Origin of the sequence: Pseudogemmobacter faecipullorum, assembly GCF_020539525.1 — a bacterium.
GTDB classification, from domain to species: Bacteria; Pseudomonadota; Alphaproteobacteria; order Rhodobacterales; family Rhodobacteraceae; genus Pseudogemmobacter; species Pseudogemmobacter faecipullorum.
In genome coordinates this window covers 19,780-35,048 of record NZ_JACDXX010000008.1, presented here as the reverse complement: position 1 = coordinate 35,048, position 15,269 = coordinate 19,780, and the positions used below count along the sequence as shown (strand labels likewise).

The 15,269-nt window shown below is 63.5% G+C and carries 15 protein-coding genes and 1 riboswitch; of the genes, 12 read left to right on the top strand and 3 right to left on the bottom strand.

Translation table 11 applies throughout. From position 1 onward, the window contains the following. Positions 1-225 precede the first annotated feature (225 nt). The 3 genes from H0485_RS10000 to H0485_RS09990 form a co-directional block, all read right to left on the bottom strand. A complete protein-coding gene (locus tag H0485_RS10000) occupies positions 226-615 on the bottom strand; it encodes a DUF6481 family protein (RefSeq protein ID WP_226935233.1) in 390 nt (129 codons plus the stop codon). A gap of 385 nt (positions 616-1,000) precedes the next feature. Then, positions 1,001-1,207, bottom strand: coding sequence for a cold-shock protein (locus H0485_RS09995; RefSeq protein ID WP_226935232.1), 207 nt, complete (start codon positions 1,205-1,207; stop codon positions 1,001-1,003). Between the two features lie 294 nt (positions 1,208-1,501). Continuing rightward, entirely contained in the window at positions 1,502-2,968 is a 1,467-nt protein-coding gene (locus H0485_RS09990) for an alanine/glycine:cation symporter family protein (RefSeq protein ID WP_226935231.1), read from the bottom strand. A gap of 539 nt (positions 2,969-3,507) precedes the next feature. Here H0485_RS09990 and H0485_RS09985 point away from each other — a divergent pair. The 12 genes from H0485_RS09985 to H0485_RS09930 all read left to right on the top strand — a co-directional run bounded on the left by H0485_RS09985 (position 3,508) and on the right by H0485_RS09930 (position 15,268). Further along, on the top strand, positions 3,508-3,837 hold the full coding sequence (locus tag H0485_RS09985) for a DUF2322 family protein (RefSeq protein WP_226935230.1): 330 nt from the start codon (positions 3,508-3,510) through the stop codon (positions 3,835-3,837). A 331-nt stretch (positions 3,838-4,168) separates the two neighbouring features. Further along, positions 4,169-5,647: a sugar ABC transporter ATP-binding protein gene (locus tag H0485_RS09980; RefSeq protein WP_226935229.1), complete on the top strand. Its 1,479-nt coding sequence runs from the start codon at positions 4,169-4,171 to the stop codon at positions 5,645-5,647. A 27-nt stretch (positions 5,648-5,674) separates the two neighbouring features. After that, positions 5,675-6,667 carry an ABC transporter permease gene (locus H0485_RS09975; protein WP_226935228.1) on the top strand — a complete coding sequence of 331 codons (993 nt, stop codon included), beginning with the start codon at positions 5,675-5,677 and terminating at the stop codon, positions 6,665-6,667. A 70-nt stretch (positions 6,668-6,737) separates the two neighbouring features. Then, a complete protein-coding gene (locus H0485_RS09970) occupies positions 6,738-7,721 on the top strand; it encodes a substrate-binding domain-containing protein (protein ID WP_226935227.1) in 984 nt (327 codons plus the stop codon). A gap of 118 nt (positions 7,722-7,839) precedes the next feature. Next, a complete protein-coding gene (locus tag H0485_RS09965) occupies positions 7,840-8,598 on the top strand; it encodes a GolD/DthD family dehydrogenase (RefSeq protein ID WP_226935226.1) in 759 nt (252 codons plus the stop codon). 8 nt (positions 8,599-8,606) lie between these two features. Next, positions 8,607-10,352, top strand: a complete 1,746-nt coding sequence (gene dhaL / locus H0485_RS09960; RefSeq protein ID WP_226935225.1) for a dihydroxyacetone kinase subunit DhaL — start codon at positions 8,607-8,609, stop codon at positions 10,350-10,352. A 435-nt stretch (positions 10,353-10,787) separates the two neighbouring features. After that, positions 10,788-10,892, top strand: a riboswitch (TPP riboswitch). A gap of 78 nt (positions 10,893-10,970) precedes the next feature. Continuing rightward, the gene (gene thiD / locus H0485_RS09955; RefSeq protein ID WP_255613478.1) at positions 10,971-11,753 is read left to right on the top strand and encodes a bifunctional hydroxymethylpyrimidine kinase/phosphomethylpyrimidine kinase; all 783 of its coding nucleotides are present in this window, start codon (positions 10,971-10,973) and stop codon (positions 11,751-11,753) included. Beyond that, the gene (locus H0485_RS09950; RefSeq protein ID WP_226935223.1) at positions 11,750-12,730 is read left to right on the top strand and encodes an FAD-dependent oxidoreductase; all 981 of its coding nucleotides are present in this window, start codon (positions 11,750-11,752) and stop codon (positions 12,728-12,730) included. Before thiD ends, H0485_RS09950 begins: the two co-directional genes overlap by 4 nt. Beyond that, complete coding sequence (thiS, locus tag H0485_RS09945; protein ID WP_226935222.1) at positions 12,730-12,924, top strand: sulfur carrier protein ThiS; 195 nt, start codon at positions 12,730-12,732, stop codon at positions 12,922-12,924. The genes H0485_RS09950 and thiS overlap by 1 nt, the downstream gene beginning before the upstream one ends. Positions 12,925-12,927: 3 nt before the next feature. After that, positions 12,928-13,692 carry a thiazole synthase gene (locus tag H0485_RS09940; RefSeq protein WP_226935221.1) on the top strand — a complete coding sequence of 255 codons (765 nt, stop codon included), beginning with the start codon at positions 12,928-12,930 and terminating at the stop codon, positions 13,690-13,692. Then, positions 13,689-14,285: a thiamine phosphate synthase gene (locus H0485_RS09935; RefSeq protein WP_226935220.1), complete on the top strand. Its 597-nt coding sequence runs from the start codon at positions 13,689-13,691 to the stop codon at positions 14,283-14,285. The genes H0485_RS09940 and H0485_RS09935 overlap by 4 nt, the downstream gene beginning before the upstream one ends. Next, complete coding sequence (locus H0485_RS09930) at positions 14,282-15,268, top strand: HesA/MoeB/ThiF family protein (RefSeq protein WP_226935219.1); 987 nt, start codon at positions 14,282-14,284, stop codon at positions 15,266-15,268. The genes H0485_RS09935 and H0485_RS09930 overlap by 4 nt, the downstream gene beginning before the upstream one ends. The last annotated feature ends 1 nt before the right edge of the window (position 15,269 follow it).

Here is a 15,269-nt window from a genome sequence, read left to right as displayed (position 1 = left end):
AAAACCGGGTCGCGCAGGATATGCCGATGCACCGCCCTCAGGCAGCAGGAGCGCAGGCTCTGCGCGCATTCCGGCAGTTCCGGGGCCGGGCAATCACGGCGAGGCGCAGCCCTCCTGAGCGGTGCAAGGCGGCTCAGCCCCGGCGCTGATGCCTGTGACAGCTATCATAAACCCAGCCACCACAAGGGCGGCTGGGTTTGCAGCGCGAAGGGGGCAGCGATCAGATCAGCTGCGCGCCTGGGCTGCCTTGCGTTTAGCATAGCGCTGATCGCGGAGCGCTTTGCGTGCGGCCTCATCCGAGAAGACCAGCGCGATGCGCTTTTCATGCGCGGTCATATGCGCCTGGGCGGCCTCTTTTTCTTCGGCCAGCCGGCGCGCCTCTTCGGCGGCCTTCGCCTCGGCCTCGGCGATCAGCCGCTGCGCAGCCTCCTGCTTTTCCTGCTCGCGGGCCGCCTGGCGCTCCTCACGGGCTTTTGCCACTTCGACGCGGGCCTTCAGGCGCTCTTCCTGGCCGGCCGCTGCCGCAGCCTGAGCTTTGCGGAAATTCTCCATCATAGCAGCTTTGGCGCTGGCGGCATCGCCGCGACGGTCGGAAAATTCTTTGGTCTTCTTCATCTCTTGCTTTTACTCCGGATCTTCATGGAACACGCGCCTGTCAGACAGGGCTGGCGTGCTTTGGCAGAGCGGCGTCCGGTGCGTCGTCTCTGGCCTGGTCTTCTTCTCTGGCAGGGCCGGCCTCTCGCCGGCACTGCGCGGATTGCCGACAGGCGAAACCTGCGCGGCGAAGGGGAAACGCCCTCCCCTGCAGGGTCTGTTCAGGCCTGTATTCCGGTCCTGTTCCATCACATAACAGGACAAGGGCGAGGGGGTTCCCGGGGGATCCCGATCAGTCTCTGCTCTGTGCCGGATGCGAACAAATCTGAGAAGATGTCCGTTCCGGCCGGTAAAATAAGGCGGGGCCAGCCCGGCTGATCCCCCCTTTGCTGTCAGCTGACGCAGATCAGCCGAGGACGAGATTCGTTGCCGATTCACGCCCGTTGCGGTCGGTTTCGAGGTCAAAGGACAGTGCCTGACCATCGTCGAGGCTGCGAAGGCCCGCGCGCTCAACCGCCGAGATATGCACGAAAACGTCTTTCGTGCCGGATGCCGGTGCGATGAAGCCGAAGCCTTTGGTGGCGTTGAACCATTTCACCGTGCCCTGGGCCATCGTGCTGTTTCCTGTATGATGCCGCTCACATCGCGCAGCGGCCCGGCAAAGCTGCAAATCGAATGCTGAGCCGACAGGAACAGGGTTCGAAAACAAAATATGCAGCGCCCCTCTAGCCTGGTTGCAGCAAAATAGCGAGAACTATCGCAGAACCTGCCGGATTTCTGACATATCGAGCTGATTTCTGGCCGGAAAGAGCTGTTTCGTGCCCCGCGGCTGCGGCTTTCTCAGCCTGGCGGCAGAGATGAAAACGCCCGGGCCTTTGCCCGGGCGTTCTGATTTTGTCAGCAGGGATCAGTGCTCGCGGGCCGCCTCGCTGCGCTTCCATTCCTCCCAGCCCGGATCGCCTTTCATAAAGGCTTCGACCTCGGCCCGGCTCGCCGTCAGTTTCGGGTCATGTTTCAGATAGAGCCGGGTTTCGCGCGCAATCAGCCCCGACATCAGCAGCAAGCCAATCAGGTTTGGAATTGCCATCAGCCCGTTGGCCACATCCGAGAAGTTCCAGACCACGCCCAGCTGCACGGTGCAGCCGATATAGACGATGCCGGCGAACAGAATGCGGAACGGCATGACCAGAGCGCGGCCAAACAGGCGCTCGACATTGCGCTCGCCGTAATAAGCCCAGCCAAGAATGGTCGAATAGGCAAAGAGAACCAGGCCGATGGTGACGATCCAGTGGCCCCATTCACCCGGCAGACCATGGCTGAAGGCCTGGCCGGTCATCACCGAAGCCGCGATCCGCTCGCCCGTCGTGGGGTCAATTTCATGCCAGACACCGGTGGTGACAATGACGAGGCCGGTGCAGCTGACCACGATGATCGTATCGATGAAGGTCTGGGTCATCGACACCAGACCCTGGCGCACCGGATGGATGGTCTGGGCCGAGGCGGCGGCAATCGCGGCCGAACCCATGCCGGATTCGTTCGAGAAAATGCCGCGCGCCACGCCGAACTGCACCGCGATCATGATGGTCGAGCCAAGGAAGCCGCCCACTGCCGAGCTGCCGGTAAAGGCCGAACTGAACACCAGGCCAAGGGCCGCTGGCACCGCGCTGGCATTGGCCACCAGAATATAGAGGGCGGCGACGACATAGAAGACGATCATCACCGGCACCAGACCGGCGGTCACCCGGCCGATGGCCCTGATGCCACCCACCAGAACCAGCAGCGTCAGCCCCGCGAGAACCGCGCCCGTCAGCCATAGCGGCACGGCGAAGCTGCGCTCAAGGTTAGAGGCGATGGAATTGCCCTGGGTCATATTGCCGATGCCGAAGCAGGCGATCACGGCGAAGATGGCAAAGGAGAGGGCGAGGAATTTGCCGAAAGCGCCGGGAATGCCGCGCTCGAGGTAATATTGCGGGCCGCCGTTCTTTTCACCGGCGCTGTCCGTGGTGCGGTAACGCACACCAAGGAAGGCCTCGGCATATTTCGACGCCATGCCAAGGATCGCGGTCACCCACATCCAGAACAAAGCCCCCGGTCCGCCCACACCGATGGCGGTGGCGACGCCGACGATATTGCCGGTCCCCACGGTTGCGGCCAGCGCGGTGGTCAGGGCCTGAAACTGCGACAGATCGCCTTCGGCGCCGCTGTCTTTGCGTTTGATCAGCCCCAGACGCAGGGCCGGGCCGAGATAGAGCAGCTGCAAAAGGCCGAGCCGCGCTGTCAGATAGAGGCCTGTTCCCAGCAAAAGCGGGATCAGCATCCAGGGGCCCCAGACAATGCTGCCCACCGTACCGAGAAATTCTTCCAACCAAACCATGCTCTGGCCCTCCACCTGTTGCCCCTCCTCCCCGCGGGAAAATCGCCTCATTGTCAATATAGTCTGCCAGGGGATGCGGGCTTCGGCACCACCTGAGGGAGAGCGCGGATTCGGGGTTAATTGCAATTTCAGGTTGCATACCAGAAGCGCCCGGCATGGCGGCGGGAGCAGCCAGCTTTGCGGCCGGATCTCAGCCGAAAACAGATTTCAGCTTTATTATGAACACTATGACGCGACGCCATCCTGCATCCGGGCAGGGCTGCGCCGGCTTTTCGGCTGCCTGAGTTATGAGTTATCGGTGATATTCGCGTGCCCAGGTTATCAATCATGGGGTGTATTTCACGTCGTTGAAAAATGTCGGATTATTTTCGGCGGCGCAGGGCAGAATATCGCTGGCAGACGGGGGCGCTCGGGTGGCGCGGCGGCGGATCTGTGGCAATGCACGCCACGGCGCCGGTGATCTGAGTGCCTGATCTGGTGGGAGGGGCGGCAAACTGCTAGAGGCCAGGCAATTCTGACAGAGAGAGAGGGAGGCGGCGATGATCCGGCCCGGAGCTTCGTTCAAAGACAATCTGCAGGCCCTGCCGCCCATCGACGGCCTGGCGCGTATCGAGCTGAAAACGGCCACTGGTGAGCTCATTGCCAGCATCGCCAATGAACCTGGCAAGCAGGGGTCGCTCGCGGTCTATCAGTATCTGCACCAGCAGTTTGGCCGGCTCGACAGGGCGGCGGCGCAGCATGGGCTCGAGATTTTTGCCGAACATACGGCCGATGCCAGAAACCGTCCGGGGGCCCATCCGAATATCGATCGCCTTTTTGCGGTGCTGAGCGAGGGCCCGGGGCTCGAGATCGAACTGATCCGCGCCTGAGCCCCGCGCCCCGGCAGCCGCCGGGTGATGCGGCCCATTTCCCACCAGCGGCTCTTACCGCTGCAGCCCTTACGTCCTGCTGCCCGGCGCAGCAGGACGTTTTGCATTTTCCCCCTTCCGAGCCAGGAATCACCCTGCCGCTTGCCGGTCGCGGGGGGCTTTGAGACGGGCTGAACATAACCTGGGCGGTTGGCCTGGCGGTGTAACAGGTCAGAATTTTCAGCTTATTTGTCATTTGTAAAAACAATATTGACATATGACGCCGCGAAGATTTAACATTTTCCAGACATTTGTGAATTTTGTCATATGCAACCAGCCCCGGGGAGGAGCGATGCAGCCGGTTCTTGAAGTCGAAGCCCTGAGCAAAAGCTTCTCGGGCGTCCCGGCGCTGAAAAATGGCCGATTCCGCCTGGCCCCCGGCTCGGTACATGCGCTTTGCGGTGGAAATGGCGCGGGCAAATCCACGTTTCTGAAAATCATCATGGGCATTCAGCCCCGCGATCAGGGCAAAATCCTGCGCAATGGCAGCGAGGTCAGCTTCTCGGGGCCGGGTGATGCTCTGGCCAATGGCATCGCCATGGTCGAGCAGGAGCTGTCCCCGATCCCGGCGATGAGTGTGGCCGAGAACATCTGGCTCGGCCGTGAGCCGGTGCGGTTTCCGGGCCGGATTGATTTTCGCAGCATGAACCGCAAAACCCAGGAGCTGCTCGACGGCTTTGGCTTTAACATCCGCGCCGATCAGCCGATGATGAGCCTGACCGTGGCCCAGACCCAGCTGGTCGAAATCGCCAAGGCGCTGAGCCATGAGGCCGAGGTCATCATCCTTGACGAGCCGACCTCGGCCCTTGGTGAGGCCGAGGCGCGCCAGCTGTTTCGTGCCATTGAAACCCTGCGCGACAAAGGCAAGGGCGTGATTTATGTCAGCCACCGCCTCTCGGAAATTTTTGATATCTGCGACAGCTACACCGTGTTCCGCGATGGCGAGTTCATCGAGGAGGGGGCGATTGCTGATCTCGATAAAGAGCGGCTGATCCAGCTGATCGTGGGCCGCCCGTTGAATGAGGAATTCGTCAAACAAAACCAGTCCGACCCGGAACAGGTGCTGGAAGTGCGCGATCTCTCGGGCGACCGGGGCCTCAGCGGTGTCAGCTTCACCGCCCATCGCGGCGAGATCCTTGGCATTTATGGGCTGATGGGCTCGGGGCGCAGTGAGATTTTTGAGCGTCTGTTCGGCCTTTCCGCTCAGGCGGGCGGCGAAGTGCTGATACATGGCAAGCCCGTCCGCCTGACCAGCCCGCGCGAGGCCATTGCCGCAAGGATCGCCTTTGTCACCGAGGACCGCAAAGGTTCGGGCCTCGTTCTGGCGGGAAGTGTGCGCGAAAATCTGTCGCTGGCCATTTTGCCCGGACTTTCCCCTCTGGGCGTGATGCAGGGCGGGCGTGAGGCGGCGGGGGCGCGGGCGATGATTGACGAGCTGAAGATCAAGACCGCCACGGATGCGCTTTCGGTGGCCTATCTCTCGGGGGGCAATCAGCAAAAGGTCGTGCTCGGGAAATGGTTTCTGACCGCGCCGGAAATCCTGCTGCTCGATGAGCCGACGCGCGGCGTCGATGTCGGCGCAAAACGCGAAATCTACCGGGTGATGTCAGATTTCGCCCGGGCGGGCGGCACGGTGTTGATGGTCTCCTCCGAGACCGATGAGATCCTCGGCATGGCCGACCGGGTCATTGTGATGAAAGACGGCCATCAGGCGGGCATGTTGTCCCGGGCAGAGCTGAGCGCGGAAGCGCTGCTGCATCTGGCGGTCTGAGAGGGAGAAAGCAGGAGCTATGCCGCAATGAGCACCCCAAATCCGCAGGCCGCCTCCGGCTTTCAGGCCGCACAGATGATGCAGAAATACGGCATCGTTCTGGCGCTGGCTTTGTGCTGTGCCGTTCTGGCGGTGATCAGCGAGAATTTCCTGACCACGCGCAACCTGCTGAACGTGCTGCGCCAGGTCTCGATCAATGGCATTCTGGCGATTGGTATGACCTTCGTCATTCTGACGCGCGGCATCGACCTTTCGGTCGGCTCAGTCGTCGCCCTCGCAGGGGTGGTGGCGGGCAGCTTTGCCACCAGCTCGACCGCCACCTTCATCCCCGGCGCGCCCTGGTTCGCGCCCGTTGCTATCCTTGCTGGCCTTCTGGTCGGCATGGCCTGCGGCGGGGTTTCGGGCCTGTTCGTCGCCCGCTTTAAAGTCCCGGCCTTCGTTGCCACACTCGGTATGCTGTCGGCGGCACGCGGGCTGACGCTGCTCTATTCGGGCGGTCGTCCGGTTCCGGCGCTGACGCCCGAGTTTCGCTGGATCGGCACCGGCAATATCTTCGGCATTCCGACGCCGATCATCCTCTTGCTGGCGGTGTTTATCATCGCGCATCTCGTGCTCAGCCAGAGCCGCTTTGGCCGCCATGTCTATGCGGTGGGGGGCAATCCCCATGCGGCCAAGGTCTCGGGCCTGCCGGTCAACCGGATCCGCCTTGCGGTCTATGTGATCTCGGGCGCTCTGGCGGCGCTCGCAGGGATGATCCTTGCGGCGCGCACCGGCTCGGCCCTGCCCCAGGCGGGCGTGGCCTATGAGCTTGATGCGATTGCCGCCGTGGTGATCGGCGGCACCTCGCTGGCCGGGGGGATCGGCCGGGTTTCGGGCACGCTGATCGGGGCGTTGCTGATCGGCGTGGTGAACAACGGCCTCGATCTGCAGGGCGTGGAATCCTACTACCAGCAGGTGATCAAAGGCGCGCTGATCGTGGCCGCCGTGATGCTCGACCGCTCGCGCAGCCGCGAGGACTGACGGCAACCGCAGTCACCTGTCAGCTTTACCAGACTTCAGACGATCTCAGTTATATCAGGGAGGATATAGTATGTTTGTGAAATCACTTCTGACGGCCAGCATCCTGGCACTTGGCGCAGCCGGCGCCCTCGCCCAGGACAAGCCGCGTATCGGCGCGACGGTCTACGGCCTGAACGCCGAATTCATGCAGATCTGGGCCGATGCCGCCGCCAATCACCCGGCGGTAAAAGAAGGCCTGGTCGATCTGACCGTCTTCGATGGCCGCTATGACGCGCTGGTCCAGCAGGAGCAGTTCGAGACTATGATCACCGAAGGCTATGATGCCATCGTCTTCGTGCCGCATGATATTGAGGCTGGCGCTGCTGCTGTCGATGCGGCCGCCGAGGCCGGGATCCCGGTGATCGGCTCGAACACCCGGGTCAATTCCGACAAGCTGAAATCCTATGTCGGCTCGGATGACGTGCAGTCGGGTTATATGGAGGCAAAATATGTCCTCGATAAAATCGGCTGCAAGGGCAATGTCGTGATCATCGAAGGTCCGATCGGCCAGTCGGCGCAGATCCAGCGTCTTGAGGGCAATATGAAAGCCCTGGCCGAATGCCCGGAAGTGAAAGTGCTGGAACAGCAGACCGCCAACTGGAGCCGCGCCGAGGGTCAGAGCCTGATGGAAAACTGGCTGACCAAACATGGTGAGGCGATCAACGGGGTGATCGGCCAGAATGACGAGATGGCGCTTGGCGCGATTGAGGCAATCAAGGCCGCCGATATCGACGTCACCACCATCGCCATTGCCGGGATCGACGGCGTGACCGATGCGCTGACCGCGGTGAAAGCCGGCGATATGGCCTCGATCCTGCAAGATGGTGCCGCTCAGGCCCAGGGCGCAGTCGATCTCGCCATCGCGGCAGTGCTGCCCGATTACCAGCCGAAATCGGATATCTGGGCCAAATATACCGATATGCCGTGGAACGGCGGCAAAGATGCCGAATATAACGTGCCATGGACCCCGGTCACGGCTGAGAATGTCGACGCGCTGCTGGCCGAGCGTCAGTAAGCCAGAGCATCGGGAAGGGCCGCGTCTGTGCAGGCCCTTCCCGTACCAGACTTCCGGTGGGCAGCCGATATAGCCGCCCGCCTCCTGCAGCCCTCCGCCTTTGTCCGAAGGAACCGCCATGTCCGGCTTTGCTTACGATTTTTCACTCTCTGGCAAGATCGCCGTCGTGACCGGCGCGGCCTCGGGGATCGGCGCGGCGATTGCCGCTGCTTTTGCCGCCAAAGGGGCAAAGGTTGCCCTGCTGGATATGAACCTCGGCGCTGCCGAAGCCCATGCGGCCAGCCTCGAAGGCGCGAAAGCCTTTGCCTGTGACGTGACCTCGCGCGCTTCGGTGGAGGCCGCGCTTGAGGCCGTGCTCGCTGCCTTCGGTGGTCTCGACATCCTCGCCAACAGCGCCGGTATCGTTGATCTGGCGCCGGCGGCCGAGATCAGCCAGGTGGCCTGGGATCGCAGTCTTGCGGTGAACCTGACCGGCAGCTTCCAGATGGCCCAGGCCTTTGGCAACCGCCTGATCACCCAGGGACGCGGCGGCCGGATTATCAACCTCGCCAGCCAGGCAGGATCGGTGGCGATTGACGGCCATGTCGCCTATTGCGCCACTAAATTCGGCATTATCGGCGTTACCAAAACCCTGGCGCTGGAATGGGGCAAGTATGGCATCACCGTCAATTCCATCTCGCCCACTGTGGTGCTGACCGAGCTGGGCCGCAAAGCCTGGGATGGTCCGAAGGGTGAGGCGCTGAAGACCCAGATCCCGACCGGCCGCTTTGCCGAGCCGGAAGAAATTGCGGCAGCTGCGGTCTTCCTGGCATCGGACCAGGCCGCGATGATCAATGGCGCCGACCTGCTGGTCGATGGCGGCTATACTGTGAAGTGACCCGGAACATGCAAAGATTTCTGAACAATCCCGATGATATCGTTGACGAAACCGTTGCCGGTTTTGTCCGTGCGCACCGCGATCTGGTTCGCCTCTCGCCCGACAACCCCCGGGTGGTGGTCTCAACCAATGCGCCGCAACAGGGCCGGGTCGGGATCGTGACCGGCGGTGGCTCGGGGCATGAGCCTGCCTTTATCGGCTATACCGGCCGCAATCTGGTCGATGCGGTGGCGGTGGGAGAGCTGTTCTCCTCGCCCACGGCGAAAAGCTTTGCCGATGCGATCCGGGCTGCCGATGGCGGGGCAGGGGTGGCGGTGCTGTTTGGCAATTACGCCGGCGATAATATGAATGTGCGTATGGCGCGCGAGACTGTCACCGCCGAGGGTATCGAGACCGGCATTGTCGTCGCCAATGACGATGTCTGCTCGGCCCCTTTCGCCGAGCGTGAAAAGCGGCGCGGGGTCGCGGGCGAGATCTTCATGTGGAAGATCGGTGGCGCAAAAGCCGCGCTTGGTGGCAGCCTCGCCGAGGTGATCGCGGTGGCACAGAAGGCGGTTGATGCCTGCCGTTCGGTGGGGGTGGGCCTTGGCCCCTGCACCCTGCCTGCGGTTGGTCACCCGAATTTCCAGATCGCCCCGGGCACGATGGAAGTTGGTATTGGTCATCACGGCGAGCCGGGGGTGCGGGTCGAAGCCCTGAAAACCGCGGATGCGGTGGCCGATGACATGCTCGATATCGTGCTTGAGGATCACGCTATGGCACCGGGCACCGAAGTGGCGGTGCTGCTCTCGGGCCTCGGGGCAACCCCGGTGAATGAGCTTTACGTGCTTTACGACCGGGTTGAGAGCCAGCTCGATGCGCGGGGATTGCATGTCCATAAAGCCTTTGTCGGCAATTACTTCACCTCGCTGGAGATGGTCGGGGCCACGCTGACCATCATGGCGCTGGATGAGGAGCTGAAGGCGCTGCTTGATCTCTCGGCTGAGGCGCCTGGCATGGTCACGGGCCAGGTTGCGGCACAAAATGGCTTTGCTCCGGCCCAAAGCCGCAGGGCCGCGCGCAGCGCCGAGCGTGTCAAAGTGGTCAAGACCGCCAGGCTGAAGGGACCACATATTGCCGTTACCGGGCCAGAGGCCGCCGCCATTGTCACCGAGCTGGCCGAAGTGATTGTCGCCAATCGCGCCCATCTTTCCGAGATTGACGGGCTGATCGGCGATGGCGACCACGGCATTAATATGGCCAAGGGCTTTGGTCGCGCCGCAGAGCGGATCCGCGGCCAGGAGATCGGCCTTGATGATGCTCTGCGCATCCTCTCGGATGTGCTGATGACCGAGATCGGCGGCTCGATGGGCCCGCTTTATGGCTATATGTTTGAGAATATGGCCGATGAGGCTGAGGGCCGCGAGGCGCTGGATGCCGATGCTTTTGAGGCGGTGCTGCTCGCGGCGCTGGCCGGGGTGCGGCGTACCGGCTCGGCGCAGGTCGGGGATAAGACCCTGATCGACTGCCTTGTCCCGGCGGTGGAAGAATTCAGCGCCGCGAAAGCGGATGGTTTCGCCCCGGCGCTGGAGCTGATGTCGGCGGCTGCCATCCGCGGGCGCGACAGCACCATCGGCCTCGTCGCGAAACTGGGCCGGGCAGCGCGTCTTGGCGAGCGCTCGCGCGGGGTGCAGGATGCCGGGGCAACCTCCTGCTGTCTGATCCTGATCACCCTTGCCGCGAGCATCACCCGGCGCCTGCAGGCCGCGGGCTGATCCCGGCACAAAGCGTTTTTCAAAAGCCCGCGCAAGCGGGCTTTTCTTTCCCTGGGGATCCGGGGATGGGCAGCCCCACTGCTCACGCCCTTCACCCGCATGTCCGCATGATGTCCCGACCAGGCGATGTGCCGGTTCAGTCACCGCCGTCCCTCCCGGCCTTTGGCAGTTCACTCTGCCCCGGTTGCCGCCCTGGTTCAGGGGCAGGCCTCAGCCAGTTTTCCGCCGGTCGAGGCCGCAATCAGCCATTCTTTCAGGACGTGACGCCGGGCAGGGGGGCACTCCGGGGGCCGGTCTCCGTTCTGGTAACTACTCCAGATCACGGCGGGGATCAGGGGGTGCAGGCCCGGGCGCTGCCTCGCAGGATCTCATAATTTTCAATCTGTTCTGATATTCGATCTTGCAATGTGGATCTCAGTCCCTATCATCCGCCGCGATTACTCGTTGGGGTGCCCTGAGACATCAGGGCTGAGAGGCGAAAGCTAACCCATCGAACCTGATCCGGTTAATACCGGCGGAGGGAACGGGTAGCTTGTTTTCGTCGGGGCATACTGCCCTGCGTCAGGTTCCTATGCCATTCCGTCGGCCGTTTTTGAGGGCGATGTGACAGGCATAGCATTGACAATAGCAGGTTCCGACAGTGGCGGCGGCGCTGGCATACAGGCCGATCTGAAAACATTTTCGGCCCTTGGCGTCTATGGCGCCAGCGTTGTGACCGCAGTGACGGCGCAGAATACACGCGCGGTGACGGCCATTGCGGCCCTCCCGCCGCAGATGGTCCGGGCACAGATCGGCGCGGTGCTGGATGATCTTTCGGTTGGCGCGATCAAGATCGGTATGCTGGGCGGGCCAGAAATCATCCGCAGCGTGGCCGAAGCTCTGGCCCCCTATCAGATCCCCCTCGTGCTCGATCCGGTCATGGTGGCGAAATCGGGGGACCGGCTGCTTGAGGCCGAAGCGGTCTGCGCCTTGCGCGACCATCTTCTGCCTCTCGCCACAGTCCTGACCCCGAACCTGCCCGAGGCGGCAGAGCTGCTGCAGCTGCCCTGCGCGGCGGATATTGCGGCGCGGCTGGAACAGGGCAGAGCCCTGCAGGCCATGGGGCCGCAATGGGTGCTGATGAAAGGCGGCCATGCCGAGGGCGCGATCTGCAGCGATCTCTTGCTGGGCGCAGAGGCCGCGGTTTTCACCGCGCCGCGCATCGCCACCCGCAATACCCATGGCACGGGCTGTACCCTCTCGGCGGCGATTGCCGCAGGTCTGGCGCAGGGGCTGGAAACCGGCGCAGCGGTTTCCCAGGCGCATTGCTATCTGCAAAAGGCGATTGCGGCTGCCGACGGGCTGGGGGTCGGCTCTGGTCACGGGCCGGTGCATCATTTCCACAGCTGGTGGCCGGCATGAGGATCCGCATTCTCGGGGCGGGTGTGATGGGCCTGACCATCGCCACCGAGCTGACCGCGCGCGGATATGACCAGATCGAACTGGTCGATCCAAATGCCGGACCCGGCCCGCTTGGCTGTTCGTGGTGGGCGGGGGGGATGCTGGCACCGCATTGCGAGGCGGTTGATGCCGCCGAGCCGGTCAGGCGTCTTGGCCTGAGGGCCGCCGACTGGTGGCAGCGCCACAGCGGCGCGGTCGAATGCCGGGGCACCCTGGTACTGACACCAGAGCGCGACAGGGGCGAGCTGGCCCGTTTTGCCCGTCGCAGTCGCGGGTATCAGAGCCTTGATGCGGCGCAGATTGCCAGTCTGGAACCCGATCTGGCCGGACGCTTCTCCTCGGCCCTGTTCTATCCGGACGAGGCGCATCTGGCGCCGCGCAAAGCGCTGCAGGCGCTGCAGAGCAGACTGCTCGCCCGGGGGGTGGGTTTTTATCACGAAAGCCCCTCAACCCCCGCCGGTCTGGTGATCGACGCCCGGGGGCTTGCCGCCCGCGACCAGCTGACCGATCTGCGCGGCGTGCGGGGGGAGATGCTGGTGTTGCGCTGCCCGGAGCTGAGCCTGTCGCGTCCGGTGCGGCTGCTGCATCCACGCATTCCGCTTTATATCGTGCCGCGCGGCGAGGGCGTATTCATGCTTGGCGCCACCATGATTGAAAGCGACCGGCGCGGTGTGATCACCGCCCGCTCGCTGATGGAGCTGCTCTCCGCCGCCTGGGCGCTGCATCCGGCTTTTGGCGAGGCCGAAGTGCTGGAACTGGGCGCGGATGCCCGGCCTGCTTTTCCCGATAATCTGCCCCGTCTGCGCCGCGAGGGCAGCAGGCTTTACGCCAATGGCCTTTATCGCCACGGCTTTCTGCTCTCGCCCGCGGTGGCGGGCATGGTCGCTGACCATGTCGCGCATGGCACCATTCCCGAATTCATGAAGGAGGCTTCCTGATGGAGATCATTCTCAATGGCGAGGTAAAGTGCACAGCGGCCGCGACATTGCAGGCGCTTTTGCTCGAACAGGGCTTTGGCGCCAAAGTCGCCACCGCCCGCAACGGCGATTTCGTGCCCCTGACGCTGCGCGGCACGACCCCGATCTGCAAGGGTGACCGGATCGAGGTTCTCGCCGCGATGCAGGGGGGCTGAACCATGCCGCTCTTCTATGGCACGCCGGTGGAAAGCGCCCTGATGCTTGGCACGGCGCAATATCCCTCGCCCGCCATTCTGGCCCGGGCCTTTGCCCAATCGAAAGCCGGTATCGCCACTGTCAGCCTGCGGCGCGAACAGGGCGGCGGCCAGGCATTCTGGGAACTGATCAAAGGGCTTGGCACCCATATCCTGCCCAATACCGCCGGTTGCTACAGCGTAAAAGAGGCGGTCACCACCGCGCATATGGCCCGCGAATTCTTTGGCACCGACTGGATCAAGCTGGAGGTGATCGGCCATAGCGACAGCCTGCAGCCCGATGTCTTTGCCCTGGCTGAGGCAGCGCAGATCCTTTGTGCCGAAGGGTTTAAGGTTTTTCCCTATTGCACCGAGGATCTGATCCTTTGCGAAAAGCTCTGCTCAGCCGGATGCGAGGTGCTGATGCCCTGGGGCGCGCCGATCGGATCGGGTCTCGGGCTGAACAACCCCTATGGCTTGCGGGCCCTGCGGGCAGAGTTTCCCGAGGCGGTTCTGGTGGTTGATGCCGGGATCGGCCTGCCCAGCCATGCCGCCGAGGCGATGCAGCTGGGCTATGACGCGGTGCTGCTCAACAGTGCGGTGGCAAAGGCCGGTGATCCGGTGGCTATGGCGCGCGCCATGGCCCTGGCGATTGAGGCCGGGGCAGCGGCCTACCGCGCCGATCCGATGGAGGCACGGGATATGGCGGCGCCCTCTACCCCGGTGATCGGAAAGGCGTTTCTTGCATGACATTGCCCCGTTTCTACCCGATTTTCGAAAATGCCGGCTGGATCGCAAGGATGCTGCCCTTGGGGGTGAAGCTGGTGCAGCTGCGCATCAAGGATCGCCCGACCCCCGAGGTCCGGAGCGAAATCCGCCGCGCCAGGGATCTGTGCCGGGCGGCCGGGGCCATCCTGGTGGTGAATGACTACTGGCAGATCGCAATTGAGGAAGGCTGCGACTGGCTGCATCTGGGCCAGGAGGATCTGGACAGCGCTGATCTGGGCGCCATCCGCAGGGCGGGGCTGCGCCTTGGGGTCTCGACCCATGACGAGGCCGAGCTTGACCGTGCGCTCGCCCTTTCGCCCGATTATATCGCGCTCGGTCCGGTCTGGCCCACCATCCTCAAACAGATGAAATGGCATGAGCAGGGCTGCGCAAAGCTGACCGGATGGAAGGCGCGGATCGGCGATATCCCCCTGGTGGCCATCGGTGGCCTGACCATCGCGCGCGCGCCCGAGGCTTTTGCCGCCGGGGCCGATATCGTCTCGGCCGTGACTGATATCACCCTGAACCCATCCCCCGAAGCCAGGCTCAGAGCCTGGCTGGCGGCCACGCAATGAGCCGCTATGCAAGGCAGGAGATCCTGCCCGAAATCGGCCAGCAGGGGCAGGCGCGGATCCGCGTGGCGCATGTTCTGATTGTGGGGGCAGGCGGGCTTGGCGTGCCGGTATTGCAATATCTGACCGGTGCCGGGATCGGGCGGATAACCCTGGTCGATCCCGATCTGGTCGAGACCGGCAATCTGCACCGCCAGCCGATCTATGCCGGCCATATCGGCCAGCCCAAAGCCCTGGCGGCGTCAGAGGTCGCGCACCGGCTGAACCCGGAGGTAAGCCTGGTTCCGGTGCTGGACTGGCTGACCCCCGCCAATGCCCCGGGCCTGATCGAAGCGGCGGATCTGGTGCTCGATTGCGCCGATAGTTTCGCGGTCAGCTATACGCTTTCGGATCTCTGCCTGCAGCGCGGCAGGCCTTTGATCTCAGCCTCGGTTCTGGGGCTCTCGGGCTATGTCGGCGGCTTTTGCCAGCGGGCGCCTTCGCTGCGCGCGGTCTTTCCCGATCTGCCCGAAACCCTTGCCAGCTGCGCCACGGCAGGTGTGCTCGGCCCGGTTGTCGGCATGATGGGGCTGGTGCAGGCGCAGATGGCGCTGGCGGTCCTGACCGGGCAGCAGCCCTCCCCCCTCGGGCAGATCCTGCGCTATGATATGACGGGTTTTCGCTGCAGCAGCTTTCGCTTTGACAGCGCGCCCGAGCCGGTCAGCCATTTTCCCTTCATCGCCCGCTCCGGGCTGCGCCCCGGAGATTTCGTCGTTGATCTGCGCGGGGCAGATGAAGCGCCTTGCCCGGTCACCCCAGAGGCCCTGCGCCTGCCCGTCGGGGCCTTTGGCCCCAGCGGCCCGAAACCCGGCCAGGGCCAGCGCGCGGTTTTCGTCTGTCGCTCAGGCCTGCGCGCCTGGCGCGCGGCCGAGCGGCTGCGGCCCTGTTGCACTGGCCCCATCGTTCTGATGGCCGATCTCCCCCTTCCGGAAAGGAATGTTACATGAT